This window comes from Sphingomonas sp. NFR04 (assembly GCF_900114095.1).
Taxonomy (GTDB): domain Bacteria; phylum Pseudomonadota; class Alphaproteobacteria; order Sphingomonadales; family Sphingomonadaceae; genus Sphingomonas.
On sequence record NZ_FORV01000001.1, the window covers coordinates 286,502 to 302,959 of the forward strand.

Consider the following 16,458-nt stretch of genomic DNA (forward strand, 5'->3'; position numbering starts at 1 on the left):
GGTCTTCTTCGTGGATGAAGCCAGGCTAGGCAGATGCACTGCACGCCGACATGCGGTTAGTTACGGAGTCTCGGCCGCCAACACGGCGAGCGCCGTGGCATCGAGGATCACGAAGCTGCGCAGATCGGGCAGCGCGATGACGCCGTCGCGCTTCATCGCGGTCAGCTTGCGGCTGACCGTCTCGATCGTCAGCCCGAGCAGCTCGGCCATCTGCTGGCGGGTGAGCGGCAGCGCGACCGGCGCGCCCGGGCTGCAGGTGCCGCGCGCCGCAAACTGCAGCAGCAGGCTGGCGACGCGCTCCTCGGCGGACTTGCGGCCGAGCAGCAGCATCCATTTCCGCAGCTGGTCGAGCTCGTCATAGGCGCGGGTCAGCAGCGCCTGGCCGACATCGGGATGCGCCTCGACCAGGCCTGGCAGCGCGCTGCGCGGAAAGACGCAAAGCTCGGTCTCGGTCAGTGCGGTGACGCAGTGGCTCGACGGCCGATCGCCGATCGCGCCGACGAAATCCGCCGGAAAGGCGAGCCCCAGCATCTGCTCGCGCCCGTCCTCCAGCGAGGCGGAGAGCTTGACCAGCCCGTGGTGGAGAATGCCGACCTGCTCGGCGATGTCGCCCTGCCAGATCAGCGCCTCGCCCCGGCGCAGCACGCGCTTGCGGCCGATCCGATGAAGCGCCTCCAGCGCGCCCGCCGAAATGCCGCCGCACAGCGACGCCATCCGCACGCCGCACGCCGCGCAGCGCGACGGCAGGCTCCATTCCGCAGCACCCAGGTCCGGCCGGTTTCGATCCATGTACATATCCGCCTCCGCGCGTGGCATGCGCCTGGGGTGAGCGGATTGTCGTTACGTAGTGGTCCCAAGCGGGCCAATGGACCGCCGTGGGAACATTACCTACGCGCAACGTTGCGCCCGATCAAAACCGCACGAGATGCTTGCGGCTACCCGGTGCCTCGTCGAACACGAGGAGAAATGAACCATGCGTACTTCGCTTTTTGTCGGTCTGGCCGCTGCCGGTCTGCTGGCCTCCACTGCGAGCGCCCAGGCACAGGACCGAGCGGGCATCGCAGCCGGCGACTGGCTGGTCCGCCTGCGCGGCATCGTCGTCGCCCCGAATGAATCGTCGACCGGCATCACCCCCGCCCTGCCCACCGCCCGGGTCGGCGTCGGCGATGCGGTGATGCCCGAAGTCGACTTCACCTATATGGCCACCGACAATATCGGCGCCGAGCTGATCGTCTCCAGCACCCGCCACGACATCCAGGGCCGCGAGGCGATCTCCGCGCTCGGCAAGGTCGGCCACACCTGGGTGCTGCCGCCGACGCTGACGCTGCAATATCACTTCCTGCCCAAGGCGGCGGTGCGCCCTTATCTCGGCGCGGGCATCAACTACACCACCTTCTATTCGGCGAAGACCAGCGACTCGCTCAACAAGGCGATCGGCCAAACCAGCCTCTCGCTGAAGGACAGCGTCGGCTATGCACTGCAGGCGGGTGTGGACATCGATCTCAACAAGAAGTTCTTCCTGAACCTCGACGTGAAGTACATCGACATGAGCACCACCGCCCGGCTCAACACCGGCGGCGCGATCAACCAGACCAAGGTCGACATCAACCCGCTGGTGTTCGGCTTCGGCGTCGGCACCCGCTTCTGATCGGCGCTTTCCCCCGCTTGCGACCGCTTACCCCTCCAGCGGGGGAGTGACTGGGGAGCCGTGTGCCGGGGCGCGCGGCTCCCCTTCTTCGCTCCGGGCGGCAAGGCGTTTCGGCGCCACGCGGGAGCCGCAGTCCAGCGGCTATTCCGGAAGCGGATCACGGCCTTCATTGCCGACCACCCCCTGAAGCCGCCCGAACCTTGCGGTCTCGATCCCGCGGCGCACGACACGCGCGGGGTTGCCGACTGCGATGCATCCGGACGGCACGTCGTCCGCCACGACGGCGCCGGCGCCGATCACGCAGCCGTCGCCGATCGTCACGCCGGGCAGGATCATCGCCCCGCCGCCGATCAGGCAGCGGTCCCCGATCACGATCGGCCGAACGACGCCCTTCCCTTCGCGCGCGACGAGCAGCGTCTTGAACGCGATCATCGTGTCGCGTCCCACCAGAATGCAGCCAGGCCCGCCGGAAATGATCCTGCCCTGCAACGAAATGCGCGAACTCGGATGGATCACGACGCCGTACCGCCGCTGCAGCCACCATCGTCGCAGGGCGTATAATGGCAGGCGGATGAAATCCAATTGATCGAGCGAGCGCAACATGATGCGCCAGCATATTCCGGGTTGAGGCGAATCGGGAAGAGCCTTACTCGGATATGCGATTACTCCGGGGGGGGCTTCCAGATCACATGTTCGCTCGCAAATTGCGGCGCTTTGTCCAGACGCGCGTCTGGGGGATGGATATTCATCCGAGCGCGGACATCGCTAACAGCGCGCTCATCGACCGCACCTTTCCGAAAGGCGTGCACATCGCGGCCGGTGCCGCGATCGGCGAACAGGCCGTCGTGCTGACGCACGACATCGCCACCAGGGTCTGGCTGCACACCTATATCGGCGAGGGCGCGACGCTCGGCGCCCGCGCCATCGTCCTGCCGGGGCTCAAGGTCGGCAAGGGCGCGGTCGTGCTTCCCGGCAGCGTGGTGACGGAAGACGTGCCGGACGGAGCCACGGTCCGCGGAAACCCGGGGAAGCTGATCGCGCCAAGCGTGGATGCGATTTGAGGCACCTCGCCTCTACTATCCTCGACTACTGTCAGCATTTCATCGGCTGAAACCAGCATAACCGCCGCTCACATCGGAACAGTTTCCAAGGCGTGAGCGCATGCTCGCATCAAACACCCTTACAACTACTCAAAAGAACTTGAAGGGTCGCAAATATCAGTATGCGTACTCCCCATTCATCTCATCCAACATAAAGGGCTTTAAACCATGATCGTTGTGGTTCCCTCCAATCGTTCGGTATCGCTGGAATATCTCGCCCCGCTGATCGATGCTGGCGCGCGCTTCGTCGTCGTCGACGATTCGCCGGGCACGGTCACGGTCGATCATCCGAGCTTCCGCATCTACACCTGGGAAGATCGGAAGCGGATGCTCGGCGATGCCGATGCATGGTTCCCGCGCCGCAACGGCGCCTGCCGCGACTTCGGCTTCTACGTCGCGTGGCACGAGAGCGATGATGACGAGATCATTGTCGCGCTGGACGACGACTGCGAAGTCACGTCGCAGAACTTCTTCGCCGAAGTGACGGAGGCGCTCACCGCCGCGCCGCGCCCGGTGGTCGGCGAAGGCATGCGCCACCTCAACATCCTCGACCTGTATGCAGGCACGCCGGACAATCTGTTCCCGCGCGGCTTTCCCTATGAGTGCCGCGGCGACTATCAGCGGGCCTCGGTTGGCGACGCGACCAACGCGAAGGCGCCGATCTTCAACCTCGGCTTGTGGACCGATGCGTTCGACGTCAACGGCATCGACAAGATCAACGGGCCGCAGTGGCGCTGGCCCGAAGTCGATCTCGCCATCCCCTCTGCGGCAATCGCGCCCGGCGCGCTGGTCTCGGTCTGCTCGATGAACATGCAGTTCCGGCGCAAGGTGACCCCGGCGGTCTACCAGCTGCCGATGCACGTGCCGGTGCTGCCGCACTGGATGATCGACCGCTATGGCGACATCTGGGGCGGCTTCATTCTGAAGATGCTGGTCGATCGTGCCGGCGATACGCTCACCGTCGGCGCCCCGATGATCGGCCATCGCAAGGCCGGGGACATGCAGCGCAACATCTGGCAGGAGCATATCGCCCACATGGTCAACCAGGAGGCGATCGAGATCTTCAGCCTGTCGGCCGAGGTCGCGCCCGCCGACTATCTGACGATGATGGCCGAGTTCACCGAGAATGTGGCGTCGCGCGCCGGCGGCGCCAGCGGCATGCTGCGCCCCTATCTCGAGCACCTCGTGCCCTGCCTGCGTACCTGGTGCACGGCGCTGAAGTAACCTCAGCCAAGCGCCGCTGACAGGTGGCGGCGATAGTCGAGGGCGATACTGTGCGGGGCAAACCGCGTCAGCGCGCCCTCGGCTTGCAGCCGGGCGATCGACTCCTTCAATGGCTGCTGGTTCGCCATGACGTGCCGCAGGCCTGCGGCGATGTCGGCGGGATCGTCGGCGCGGCAGGCATAGCCGATCCGTTCGGGCGGCAGATAGCCGTCGATCGCCCAGCCGGCGGGATAGAGCACGGGAATGCCGGCGAACAGCGCCTCGACGAAAACCATGCCGAACGTCTCCTGCTGGCTCGGCAGCGCCAGCATCGCACTGCCGCCGAGCAGTTCGCGTACCGATCCGTTGGGTACCGGTCCGCACAGTTGCACCCGCGCGCGCGCGCCGGCACGCGCGATCAGCCGGTCTACCTCGAGATGGCTGCGCGCATTGCCCCCGCCGACGATGTCGAGCTGCCAGCCTGCGCCTGCATCGGCGGCGGCCTGCATCGCCGGGATCAACTGGGTGACGCCCTTCCGCCGCCAATGCGCAAGATGGAAGAGCGATATGATGCGGTCGCTGGAGACGGTCGATGGAGTCGGCTCCGCCACCCCGCCCATGACCGGCAGCACGGCGAAAGCGTCCGGCGGCAGACGCAGCATCTTCGAAAAGCGCTTGACCGCCCAGGGCGCGGTGGCAATGCGCGCGCGCGCCGAGGCTGCGATCTCGCGCCACTGGCCGTGCAGGTCGGGGCGTCCGCGCCACACCCAGCCGTCCGCATCGCCCCAGATGCTGCACAGATAGGGCACGCCGAACTCGCGGGCGAGCAGGCTGGCGACGATCCCGTCGGTCGTCAGCTTGTGCGCATGGATGAGATCGACGCCGATACCCTGGCCACGCAGATCGGCGGCGATCCACTGCGCCAGCCGTGCCATCGCGTGGCGCAACCCCAGCCCCTTGGGCAGCGCACGATAGGCGATGGCGACCCGATCGGGTGCGTAGCGCAGGGCGGCGATCTCGCGACCGAGATTGCCCACGCGCGTCATGCTGTAGACGATGTTGCGAAACCCGTCGGCGCTGTCGACCAGCCGCTCGACCGCGCGGGTCATGTGAGGGGCTGCCAGGGGGCTCGGGAAATCGAAGCTGATGTGCAGGACCGTAGGCGCGGTCATCTCTTCACCGATCCTCCGGCGCTCCGGGATGCCTTGCCGACGGTGGCGCGCTCGAGGCCTGGACACCAGGTGCACAGCCAGAGTTGCGAGCCCCACCCCGCGCCGATAGCGTCATACTTGCCCCCTCAAGTCTTCGGCCGACTGTCTATCCTATTTCCGCGGACTTGGTAGACGCAAAGCATCGTGCGGGCTGGAGGCCGCTGCGTCTTCACGGGATCACGCGTTCGGGTCGGATCCGGCGCGCGCTTCTGTAGCGCTGGAGAAAGGCCGGCCGCTGTGCCCGCGAGGACGCAAGAGGACCGTCGCCATTCGGCGTGCCAGACGACGCTCGGAGAGTCTCTCTCAGTTATACGCCGCCGACACCGTCAGTACGCCCATATAGGTTCCCGGCTCGGTGGTGCTGGTGAGGGCGACGCTGCCGCCCACCCGGACTTCCAGGCTCCCCGACGCTTCCGGCGTGCCGCTGAGCACCTGCGCCGCCAATGACCCGGTGAGATTGCTCGTCGTGGTGACCAGCAACGCATGCGTGCCGCTGCTGAGCGTGATCGAAGGCGGAATCTGGATCGACAGCGCGCGGCCGCCGGCGCCTGCGACCGTGAACCGCGCGGCTTGCGGCGTGTCCCCTGCGCTCAATGCCTGTACCCCGTCGGTGACGCTCCGCGCGCCCGCCGTGGAGATCGCGACCGATCCGCTGGTCGACGGCTTCACGATGCTGCCGAACCGAAGATCCGCGTCCTTCGTGATCGTGAGCGGCTGCACGATCGTCAGCGATCCCGTTGCGGTGTCGGCAGCCTGCGCCATCGCGGCGTGCGGCAGAAGAAGCGCGAGCGCCGGGCATAGTTTGCGGAGGAGCATCTATCATTCTCGTTATAGTGGCAGCCAATCTTCGGTCTGCCTGCGACCACGAGAAACGCGTTAGACGCGCGTCGGTTACAAATGCCTGCGTAAAAATGGTTTATCCCGGCACCTGTTCGAAAGGACAGTGCCCGCCCGCTCAGACGAAATCCGCATTCACGGTATAGCGGGTGACGGTCGCGCCCCTCTGCCCCGGCGCGACCGTGATATCCACGCCGAACTGGATGGTGACGACGCCAAGCCCCATCGGAGTGAGCTGGAAGTTCATCGTGCTCGCATCCGCCGGCGCCCCGCCGACGAAGCTGGTCCCGGAAATCGCCCCGATGTGGAACATGGTCACCGACGCGACGGTCCCGCTGGACTGCGGTGTCATGGTGATGCGGATATTGCGGACGACGCATAGATTGGCCAGGTTGAGCAAGCCGCACGTCAGCCGCATCGTCGGTGGCGTCACCGGCGCGTTGCTGAGGCGGACGGCGTCGCCCGAGATCCGCGTCACCGACCCGTCCACCCCGATGCGAAACACCGTCGGCACCGTTCCCGCCACGATCTCGCCGAGCGCAGGCGTGGTCGGGGCCGGCAGGTTCACCGTCACCTCGCCTGCGGCAGGGACCGCTGCGAGGCAGAGGCACGATGCGGCAAGGCCGCCGGACACCCTGGAACGTCGCATCATTCGTCGTCCACTCGATGGGCCAGAAGGGGCCTAACGCGCAGGAAACCGCCCTGCGCCGGCACCTCTACCGCTTCCGATGCCTGCAATGCCAGATGCAGTTGCGACGCCTGGGCGGGCAGAAGCCGCAGCTGGTAGCGGCCGGGCGGGATGCCTTCGAACATCGCCGTCCCCAGATTGTCGGTCCGCGCGGGGAAAGCGGTGCCGCCGCGTTCGGCCACCAGTTCGACGGTCACCGCAGTGAGCGGCTGGGCGCCGTCCGCCGTGGCGAACTGCAGCTTCACTTCCACTTCGCCCGCCGCCCGCAACGGGATCTCCAGCGGCGTCGTCCGGCCGCGGCGGGGCACGAGCCGGATCGCGTCGGGCATCTCGGCGAGATACAGCTCGCTGCTCTGCGACGCGTCGATCCGGAGCTGGGCCGGCAGCGTGTCGCCCAGATCCTCCGCCAGCACTCGCCCCTGCGCATCGGTGGTGACGGTGCCCGCGGGCGTGTAGACTTGAACGCCGCCCACCGGCTTCTCGCCCGGCTGCCAATGGCCATCGCCATTGGTGTCGAGGAAGGTGCGGATCGCCGCCCGGCCGCTGATGCCCACGCTTGTCGGCGCGAAGCCATAGCCCTGCCGCGCGGTCTGCGCGAAGGCGAAGGTGACCTGCAGCGCCGCGCGCCAGCTGCGGGTGCGAACGTCATAGCCCGCTGCTGTCGACAGATCGAAGCGGCGGAAACGGTGGCGATACGAGGCGTCCAGCCGCAGCCGCGAAGGCATCCCGCCCTGGCGCGACACCGTGAACTGCAGGTCGCCCTGCGGCATCGCAACCTGCGTCGACACATAGGCGCTCTCGATGCCGGGCCTGCCGGTGATCCGATAGGCCAGGCCCGTGCGCAGCTGGAGGGCTGCTGCCAGCGGCGTCGAGGTCTCGATGGAGGCGAGGTGCTGGGCACCTGCCAGGCCGCCGCCCCAGGCCTGGCGACTGACCATGACGTTGACGTAGCTGATGCCGAGCATGGCGGCAGCGCGCGCATTCGCCTCGACACGGTGCGTCCCGTCCTGCTGCTCGATGCGCCGGATATCGAAGGCGATCGGCATTTTCTGCCCGCCGGGGAAGGCTGCGGCGAGATCGACCTGCGCCTCGGTCGCGCGCCGCAGGGCCACGCCGCCCGACATCGGATCCCGCGTTTCGTCGACGAAGCCGCCGGCATATTCTGCGTGCAGCATCCGCACGCTGACGCCGCGGATCCGCGATCCGGCCAGCAGGCTGGCGGCGCGTCCACCCCGGCTGTCGAGGCCCACCACGCCGTCGAGTGCCGCGCCTGCCAGCATTGCCTTGATCCCCGCGGTACCGGCAAGGCGCTCCTGCCCGTACCAGGGGCGAAATCGCGTGAGGCCCGCATGCGCGGTGACCCTGCGGCTCAAGCCGCGATCGATCAGAGCGACCACCCGCAGCGCATCGCCCGTACGCGGCCAGGGGCCGTCCTCCATTCGCAGCAATGGTCGCTCGGGCTGGACCACGCTGAAGCGCACTGCGGTCTGCCCCGGCTGCAGCAGCCCGGAACCCAGCTGGAACGACCGGACATCCTCGCGCACCTGCCCCTGCGGACCATAGAACAGGATGCGGACCTGATGATCTCCGATGCCCAGCGAGAGATTGTCGAAGCGGTAGCGGCCGCCCTCCGATGCGGCGCGGGCGGCGCGAAGCGTGCCGTCGACATAGACTTCGATCTGCTCGCCATCCGCCACATCGCCCTCGAGGACGAGCGGATGCGAGAAGTCATAGGCCTGCAGCGGCGCCGAGGAATAGAAGATGCCGCGACCCGCCACGCTGCGCGCGCCGAGCTGGGCATCGGGGGTCGCCACGTCGCCGACCGCGACTCGGCTGCCGCCGAGCATGCCGAGCGCGCGATTGTCTGCGCTGGTGCGCTCCAGGGTGAGCTGGATATTGGTCGCCCCCGCCGAGTCCAGACCGACAAAGCCGCGAAATCCGGCGAAGGCGAGGTCCCCGGCCGCTCGAACCCCCAGCCAGCGCGATTGCAGCACCTCGCCGCTGCCGAAGCGCTGCCCGGCATTTACCTCCACCGCGGGGATGCTGAACGCCCGATAGGGATCCCTGGCCATCACTGTAGTCTCGGGAGGCGCCAATTGCGACAAGGCGGCGCGCCGCTCGGCGACCTGCCGATTGCGGACCAATGGGAGCGTGCCCGTCGGCGTCACCTGCAACAGCTGCGCGTCGGCGGCAACGCGCAGGCGCACCGGCAGCAGCTTCTCCATCGTCTCCGCGGCAAGATAGATGTCGCCCTTGCGAACGCACGCGCCCGGGCCGAGCGCGATCTTGGTCGCGCCGACCTGCGCGGTACCGGCATCGAGATCGACGGTGACGCGCGTTCGCGGATCGATCGTACCGCTCGCATGCCGGCCATCAGCGGCGACGACGATGCCCAGATCGAGGATCCGCGCGAACTGGCCGAGCGGCAGCAGCGTGCCGCCCGTGCCCGCATAGGCATCCATCGTCTCGGCAAGAAGATCGGTATCGGTGCGGACTTCTAGCCAGAGGAGCATGTCCTCCGACGGGCAGGCGGTCACGCCTGCCGAGCCGCTCGCCTGTGCGCTGGCCATTGCCGGGGCGCTGATCGTGGCGAGGAGCAGCCCGCAACCGGCCGCTCGGGCGGGTTTCACGGGATTGTGAGGTTCGCCGAAGCGACCTCTACCGAAGCGGGCGCTTCACGATTGCTGAACACCAGCCGCGCGACCTGCCCGGGCGCCACCGCGGGCGCGGCCAGCTGTACCGTGCGGTGGTCCGTCTCGGGATAGAGCGCGATGCCGCGCATGCTGCCGAGCACGCGCTGGTCCCGGCCGCGGCCGGATACAAGCTCGACATCGCCATACACCGATCCCGGCCCGTCGCGGACGAGGTCGAAGCTGAGCATCGCCCCCGCGGACGTGCCACTGCGCGCCACCTGGAGCTTTTCGATATGCGCCGAGGCAGCCTTGGCGTTGGTCCGCACCACGATCGGGATGCTGACGCTGAACAGCGTCGAGATCTGCACCGCAACGCCGTTCGCCACGCCATTGTCGAGACGAGAGACGGTCGGTGCGCCGTCGCTGGCTGGCAGGGCGGTGATCGCCAGGTGGCTACGCAATTCGCCCGAAGCCTCGGGCGGCCGGACCCGGATACGCACCGCCTGACTCTGCTGCGGGCCGAGCAGGACCCGCCGCGGCGTGAACTCCAGCACGTCGCGCGCCGAATGCTCGGGCGCGGGCGCATCGGCAGCCACCGGCCGAATGACGCCGTCGCTGGACATCGTCATGTCGATCAGGTCGATCCGGAACGCGGCGGGTACGCTGCCGCGGTTGAACAGGTAGATGGTCGCCGTGCGCGACGTGCCGTCGAACACGACCCGGTGGTGCGACAGGCCCAGATTGCCCGCCTGCGCCGCTGCCGGCGCCGCCGCGAGCAGCATCGCCGTCCCGATCGCGAAGCCGCTCAGCCGCAGCGCCGCGGTAACCCGCACCATCTTAGTTGTACGCCGTCGAGACGGTGAAGGCGCCGGTATAGAGGCCGGCCGGCGTGGTGGTGGCAAGCGCAACCGTGCCGCCAACGCGAACGTCCAGAGTCCCCGCGCCCCCGGCGGTTCCGCTGAGCGTCTGTGCGCTGAGGGTACCGGACAGGTTGTTGGTGGTCGTCACGACCAGCGACTGTGAGCCGTTGGCCAGGGTGAAGGATGCCGGGATCGTCACCGACAGCGCATGGCCGCCTTCGCCCGAGATGGTGAAGCGCGCGGCCTGCGGCGTGTCGCCGGACGCGAGCGCCTGGATGTCGCCCGTCACGGTGCGTCCGCCCGTCACCGCAACCGCGACCGATCCCGCAGCCGAAACCGGGCGAACGACGCTGCCGAACTGCAGATCGGCGTTCTTGGTGATCGTGAGCGGCTGAATGACGGTCAACGAACCCGTACCAGAAGCAGAGGTCTGCGCCATTACCGCCGTCGGCAGCAACATGGCAGACACACAAGCGAATAGTCGTACAAACATTTCGATTACCCCCGCCAATGTCTACGGTGAAGGCATCAACTGCCCACACTCACAAAGACTTATAGCGAGCAATTGGTAAATCTACGCTGATAGGTATTTCTACGGTTCGTCGTTACGCAGGAGAATCGAAATCGACATCTTGCGATTTCCATATGTGCAAGCCTCTTCATGTTAGCGCGGCCTCTACATCTCGCATCTCATCTGTTGCCGGCAGGGACGATTTAGGATGCTCCTTTGCGCGCGCGACCTCTCCCGCACCATCGCGTCTCGGTTCCGGATCCGCTCGCAGGCGCGAAGACGCCTGGAAGGTCGTTCGCTACGCCCGCTATCGCCCATCTGGATGGCACCTCCGGCGCGCCGCTGTTGACGCCAGCACGTTGCCATGGCCTGCCGTACGGCTCCGACCCGCCTTGTGTGTGGATTTTATGCCCGTTTGTCACAAAATATAAACGCGACACTCCTAGAGCCCCCTCACGACACAGCCAGACTGTGCGTCCAGGTCTTCATTGTCAGGGGGTACGATGCTTCGTCACACGCGACGTTCGTCGCGCGCAGCCTTGCGCGCGCTATTGATGCTCGGTTCGACCACCCCGGTCGCCTTGTTCGCCGTTCCTGTGGTGCATGCGCAGGACTATACGAACATCACGGCTTCGGGGCGGGTCACCACCGCGGACGGCGCGCCGCTGGCGGGCGCGGAAGTCAAGATCACCTCGTCGGACCGCGGCGTCAGCCGTTCGGTCACGACCGACGGCGCGGGCGCCTATGTCTTCCCCCAGCTCACCCCGGGCAATTACGACTTTACCGTCAGCGCGGCGGGCTATGACACCTATACCGAACGCGCGATCGCGCTGACCCGCGATACCGGTGGTGCCAACAGCTTCCGCCTCGCTACGCCCGCCCAGAGCAACGAGATCGTGGTGATCGGCTCGCGGCGCCGCGTCGCCGACTTCCAGGACACCACCGTCGGCAGCAGCATCAATCTCGCCTCGCTGACCCAGCGCGTGCCGATCAGCCGCTCGCTGCGCGACGTGATGTTGCTCGCCCCCGGCACGGTGCAGGGTTCCTCCCCGTCCAATGGCGGCTTCGCCAGCCAGGTGTCGATCGCAGGCGCCGCCTTCACCGAGAACGCCTTCTACATCAACGGCCTCAACGTCACCGATTTCGTTTCGGGGGGCCAGCCGACGGAGGTACCCTTCGACTTTTACGAGACGGTGGAAGTGAAGACGGGCGGCGCACCGGCGGAATTCGGCCGCGCGACGGGCGGCTATGTCGTCGCGACCACCAAGTCGGGCTCCAACCAATATCACGCCAGCGTCACCGGTATCTGGGAACCCAACGGCCTGCGCGACCATTCGCCGTCCACGCGCACCACCGACTATCGCCACGCCACGGCGAGCCGGCAGGAGCTGATCCTCCAGGCGAGCGGCCCGATCATCAAGGACCATCTGTTCGTCTACGGCCTGTACAATTTCCGCGACATCCGCTCGATGACGCCCCAGGCCAACCAGAACAATGCCACCGGCGTGTCGAACACCAGCCCGTTCTGGGGCGGCAAGGTAGACGCCCATATCACCGGCGACCACCACCTCGAATTCACCTATTTCGACACGACCAACGACACGCACAACCGCAGCTATAATTGGGATCGCACCAACTTCACGCTGGGTGCGAAGACCGGTGGCACCAATGCGCGTGCGGGCGGCATCAACTATGTCGGTCGCTATACCGGCACCTTCACCCCCTGGCTGACGCTGTCCGGCGCCTATGGCGTCAACAAGCTGCGCTCGGGCAACGTGCCGCTCGACATCACCAACCCGCAGGTGACCGATTACCGGAACGATCCGGCCGGCATCCAGATCGGACTCAACAAGGTCACCGACGCGTTCAGCCAGACCGATGACAAGCGCGAATTCTACCGCTTCGACGCCGATCTGCAGTTCCACCTGTTCGGCGCGCACCATGTCCGCGGCGGCTATGATCACGAGAAGGACACACAGGTCCAGACCTTCGAGACGATCGGCGGCGGCGCGTTCAAGATCTACAACGTCACCAAGGACTCTGCGGCGCGGATCGGCCAGCCGGTCGGCACGCAATATTACACGACCCGCGTCTATGCGCAGAACGGCACCGCGCATGTCCGCAACGACGCCTTCTACGTGCAGGATCAATGGTCGCTGCTCGACAACCGGCTGCGGCTCGATCTCGGCCTGCGCAACGATCGCTTCAGCAACCAGGGCGTGAACGGCCAGTCCTTCTTCGAATCGGGCAACCAATGGGCGCCGCGCCTGGGCGCGTCGTTCGATCCTCTCGGCGATGGCCACACCAAGATCTTCGGATCCTACGCCAAATATTATCTGCCGATGGCGGGCGACATCAATCTCAACGTCGCCGGCAGCTTGGTGACCTATACACGCTACAATTTCTTCACCGCGACGAGCGGCGCGGGCAACATCCCCGCGGAGGGCGCGCCGATCCTCACCGTGGCGAACACCGCCGCCTGCCCGGATACCAAGGTGAAGAACTGCGAGGTCTCGGCCGACGGATCGGCGTTCAACCCGGCCGGCGCGATCGCCGACAACATCAAGCCGCAATCGGACAATGAATTCATCATCGGCGCCGAGCACCAGTTCGGCGACCATGTCCGCCTCGGCGCCTATTTCACCCACCGCCAGCTGCAGAATGTGATCGAGGATATCTCGATCGACGGCGGTGCCCGCGCCTATTGCGCCGGCAAGGGCTTTTCGGCCAGCGCGTGCCAGGCGGCCTTCCCGGGCGGCAGCCAGTTCGTCATCGCCAATCCGGGTCGCGACGTGACGGTGCAGCTCAACAAGCTGCCCGACGGATCGACTCCGGTGGCGACGCTCAAGGCAGCCGATCTCGGCTATCCCAAGCCGAGCCGGAACTACAACGCGTTGACGCTCACCTTCGATCGCACCTTCGACCAGAAATGGAGCCTCTCCGCCTCCTACACGCTGGCGTTCGACAAAGGGAATTACGAGGGCGGCGTGCGGTCCGAGAACGGCCAGCTGGCGATCAACCGCACCGCGGACTTCGACTCGCCGGGCTTCGTCAACGGCGCCTATGGCTATCTGCCCAATGATCGGCGGCACAGCATCAAGGCCTTTGGCAGCTACCGGCTGTTCGAGGAACTCGATCTCGGCGCCAACGCGGTCATCCAGTCGCCTGCGCATTATAGCTGCATCGGCGCGGTGCCGCTCAGCGTCGATGCCTATGCCAACACCTATCACGGCTATGGCTATTATTGTCGCGGCCAGCTGATCCCGCGCGGCACTGCCTTCGACGGCGAATGGCGCACCCAGTTCGACGTCAGCGCCGTCGTGCACCTGCCGCTGCCCTACAAGGTCGACGCCTCGGTACGTCTGGACATCTTCAACATTCTCAACAGCAAGGCCGTGAGCTCGTACAATAATTTCGGCGAGCAGGGCGACGGGTCGGCCAATCCCGATTATCGCCTGCCGGTCAATTATCAGTCGCCGCGCTCGATGCGGCTGACCGCACGCCTCGGCTTCTGAGGCAGGATGCCGGGGCGGGCAGCGGCCCGTCCCGGCAGATCCCGGCTTGCAAAATCGCGCGCGGCCCGCATGGATCGCGTGCTGAGCGGGACGACGGCGATGGAGGGCATGATAGAAAAGCGATCACACCGCCAGCGCGAGATCATCGCGCGGCTGCGCAGCGGGCGCACCCTGTCGGTGGCGGCGCTCGCCGTCGACCTGGAAGTATCCGAGGAGACGGTCCGCCGGGAGCTTCGCGCGCTGGAAGACCAGGGCGTCATCATCCGCGAACATGGCGGCGCCCGCATCGCCACCCAGGTGCACGAGGGCCCGCTCCACCAGCGGATGGAGGAGAATGCCGATGCCAAGCAGCGCATCGCCCGCGCCGCGGCGGACCTGGTCCCCGATGGCGGCATCGTGTTCATCGATTCCGGCACGACGAGCTGCTTCATCGCGCGCCAATTGCTCGATCGCCGCGCCCTGACCGTCATTACCAATTCGCTCAACGTCGCGAGCGATCTCGGCGGCATCAACAACAACCGGCTGTTCCTCGCCGGCGGGCAGATGGACTATGACTATCGTGCCTTTTCCGATCACAGCGCCCAGGCCTTTGTCCGTGGACTGACGCCGCACCTGGCGATCCTCTCGGTGGGCGGGATCAGCCTGGATCGCGGGCTGATGGACTTCCACCCCGGCGAGGCGGAGATGAGCAAGATCGCCTATGCGACCTCGCAACGCGTGTTGCTCGCCGCCGATGCCTCCAAGTTCGGGCGCTATGCGCTGGTCCAGACCGCGACGCTGAGCGACGTCGACATTCTGGTGACGGACAAGCCGCTGGACGACGACTTCGCCCGCGCCTTCGCGCATGCCGAGGTCGTGATCGCCTGACGGCGGTCAGATGGCGCCGTTGGCGGCCTGCCGACGCGTGGCCCGCACCAGCGGCAGGCCGGCGACGAGCATGAGCAGCGCCCCTGCACCCGCAACGCCAGCGTGGAGCAGCCAGAAGCTGCTGGCAGCCATACGCTCGTAGAACACCCCGCTGAAGCCTACCCACAGGCTCGCGAAGAAGCCGTGCAGGTAGAACAGCCCCATCCAGAAGCCGACAAGCCGCCCTGGCGCCACTGCGGCGATGAGGCTGAGCGCTGACGGCCACAGGAATACCACCGCCGCGTCGATCAGCAGCAGATAGCCGAGCGCCCAAGGCAGCGGCAGCGTCGCGCCGCCATGCGTCGCCGCCCCGATCGCGAGCAGCAAATAGCCGGCGGCGCAGCACAGCCCGCCGAGCAGGATCTGCGTCACCGCGCTGATCGATACGCTGCGCCGCTCGAGCAGGCGCATCGCCAGCTGCGACAGGCCGATCAGCGCAAGCGTGAAGGCACCGTCAATCGAGGCGAACCACGCGACCGGCATCGTCCAGCCGCTGAGCCGCAGGTCGACATGCGCGCGCGCCCAGACCAGGAAGATGTTGGTCAGCTGGTCATAGGCCGCATAGCAGAGATACACCGCCGTCAGCGCCACCACGAGCAGTGCCGTGGCCGCGACGCGTGGCGTGGAAGCCCCGCCGGCCACCGGCCCGGGCGTGGCACGATCGCGTGCGCTGCCGCTGCGCGCATAGAGCACGAGGCCGATCACCAGCGCACCCATCGCAGCCGCGATCGCGGAAGCCGGTCCGGCGACCACCACCAGCCCGCCACATACCAGCGGCCCGCAGATGATGCCGGCGTTAAGCGCCGCAAGGTACAGCGCATAGCCCCGCCGCCGCTGCGCCTCGTCGCGGAACAGCAGGCCGACCTGAGCGGACAGATTGCCTTTCAGCAGCCCGGTCCCGATCGCGAACGGCACCAGCCCGATCAGGAAGCTGCGGGCGTCGAGCAGCAATAGCAGCCCCAGCAGCATCAGCGCGCCGCCGCCCAGTACCAGCCTGCCCCGGCGCCCCATCATGTCACCGGCCAGGCCGCCCAGCGGTATCGACAGATAGATCAGCGCATTGGCGTAGCCGTAAAGTTGCGAGGCGAGGCCGGTGACCGAAACCTCTCCGAACAGCGCCGCGCTCGCGTCGCGCACGGTGGTCGCGCCCAGCACATGGGAGAGGTCGCCGGCGAGCACATGATCGACCAGCAGCAGCACGAGCAGCGACTTCATGCCGGACATGGCGAAGCGCTCCCAGAACTCCATCGCCGCCAGCGCGAGGAAGCGCGTGCTCCACAGCGTCTGGTCTGCCGCCCTGCCTGATTCCATCTGCCCGCCCTTGATCGAGCGAGCGCCCTAGGCGC

At 66.8% G+C, this 16,458-nt stretch carries 14 protein-coding genes; 5 read left to right on the forward strand and 9 right to left on the reverse strand.

Translation table 11 applies throughout. The annotated features are described in order from the left end of the window. Positions 1-60: 60 nt before the first annotated feature. Complete coding sequence (locus BM009_RS01330) at positions 61-795, reverse strand: Crp/Fnr family transcriptional regulator (RefSeq protein WP_175487849.1); 735 nt, start codon at positions 793-795, stop codon at positions 61-63. A gap of 178 nt (positions 796-973) precedes the next feature. Between BM009_RS01330 and BM009_RS01335 the strand changes: the two genes are divergently transcribed. Then, positions 974-1,648, forward strand: a complete 675-nt coding sequence (locus BM009_RS01335; RefSeq protein ID WP_093292996.1) for an OmpW/AlkL family protein — start codon at positions 974-976, stop codon at positions 1,646-1,648. A gap of 141 nt (positions 1,649-1,789) precedes the next feature. Here the strand turns inward: BM009_RS01335 and BM009_RS23065 are convergent, their stop codons facing one another. After that, positions 1,790-2,251: a DapH/DapD/GlmU-related protein gene (locus BM009_RS23065; protein WP_093292998.1), complete on the reverse strand. Its 462-nt coding sequence runs from the start codon at positions 2,249-2,251 to the stop codon at positions 1,790-1,792. Positions 2,252-2,337: 86 nt separating this feature from the next. Here BM009_RS23065 and BM009_RS01345 point away from each other — a divergent pair, with 86 nt between their 5' ends. Together BM009_RS01345 and BM009_RS01350 are read left to right on the forward strand one after the other, a co-directional pair. Continuing rightward, entirely contained in the window at positions 2,338-2,709 is a 372-nt protein-coding gene (locus BM009_RS01345; RefSeq protein ID WP_175487850.1) for an acyltransferase, read from the forward strand. Between the two features lie 207 nt (positions 2,710-2,916). Continuing rightward, complete coding sequence (locus tag BM009_RS01350; RefSeq protein ID WP_093293002.1) at positions 2,917-3,972, forward strand: hypothetical protein; 1,056 nt, start codon at positions 2,917-2,919, stop codon at positions 3,970-3,972. A 2-nt stretch (positions 3,973-3,974) separates the two neighbouring features. On the opposite strand, the gene BM009_RS01355 is transcribed toward BM009_RS01350, so the two are convergent. The 6 genes from BM009_RS01355 to BM009_RS01380 form a co-directional block, all read right to left on the reverse strand. Next, entirely contained in the window at positions 3,975-5,123 is a 1,149-nt protein-coding gene (locus BM009_RS01355) for a glycosyltransferase (RefSeq protein WP_093293004.1), read from the reverse strand. Positions 5,124-5,465: 342 nt separating this feature from the next. Continuing rightward, a complete protein-coding gene (locus BM009_RS01360; RefSeq protein ID WP_093293006.1) occupies positions 5,466-5,978 on the reverse strand; it encodes a DUF4402 domain-containing protein in 513 nt (170 codons plus the stop codon). 139 nt (positions 5,979-6,117) lie between these two features. Next, positions 6,118-6,648 carry a hypothetical protein gene (locus BM009_RS01365; RefSeq protein WP_139216497.1) on the reverse strand — a complete coding sequence of 177 codons (531 nt, stop codon included), beginning with the start codon at positions 6,646-6,648 and terminating at the stop codon, positions 6,118-6,120. Beyond that, positions 6,648-9,317 (reverse strand): hypothetical protein, encoded by a 2,670-nt coding sequence (locus BM009_RS01370; RefSeq protein WP_139216498.1) that lies wholly within the window; start codon positions 9,315-9,317, stop codon positions 6,648-6,650. Before BM009_RS01370 ends, BM009_RS01365 begins: the two co-directional genes overlap by 1 nt. Continuing rightward, positions 9,314-10,156, reverse strand: coding sequence for a fimbrial biogenesis chaperone (locus BM009_RS01375; RefSeq protein ID WP_093293012.1), 843 nt, complete (start codon positions 10,154-10,156; stop codon positions 9,314-9,316). Before BM009_RS01375 ends, BM009_RS01370 begins: the two co-directional genes overlap by 4 nt. Position 10,157: 1 nt before the next feature. Continuing rightward, on the reverse strand, positions 10,158-10,586 hold the full coding sequence (locus BM009_RS01380; protein ID WP_175487851.1) for a DUF4402 domain-containing protein: 429 nt from the start codon (positions 10,584-10,586) through the stop codon (positions 10,158-10,160). Between the two features lie 608 nt (positions 10,587-11,194). Here BM009_RS01380 and BM009_RS01385 point away from each other — a divergent pair. Then, entirely contained in the window at positions 11,195-14,206 is a 3,012-nt protein-coding gene (locus tag BM009_RS01385; RefSeq protein WP_093293016.1) for a TonB-dependent receptor, read from the forward strand. Positions 14,207-14,275: 69 nt separating this feature from the next. Further along, a complete protein-coding gene (locus BM009_RS01390; RefSeq protein ID WP_254772101.1) occupies positions 14,276-15,073 on the forward strand; it encodes a DeoR/GlpR family DNA-binding transcription regulator in 798 nt (265 codons plus the stop codon). A gap of 6 nt (positions 15,074-15,079) precedes the next feature. On the opposite strand, the gene BM009_RS01395 is transcribed toward BM009_RS01390, so the two are convergent. Further along, the gene (locus tag BM009_RS01395) at positions 15,080-16,423 is read right to left on the reverse strand and encodes a POT-type proton-dependent oligopeptide transporter (protein WP_093293018.1); all 1,344 of its coding nucleotides are present in this window, start codon (positions 16,421-16,423) and stop codon (positions 15,080-15,082) included. Positions 16,424-16,458: the final 35 nt, after the last annotated feature.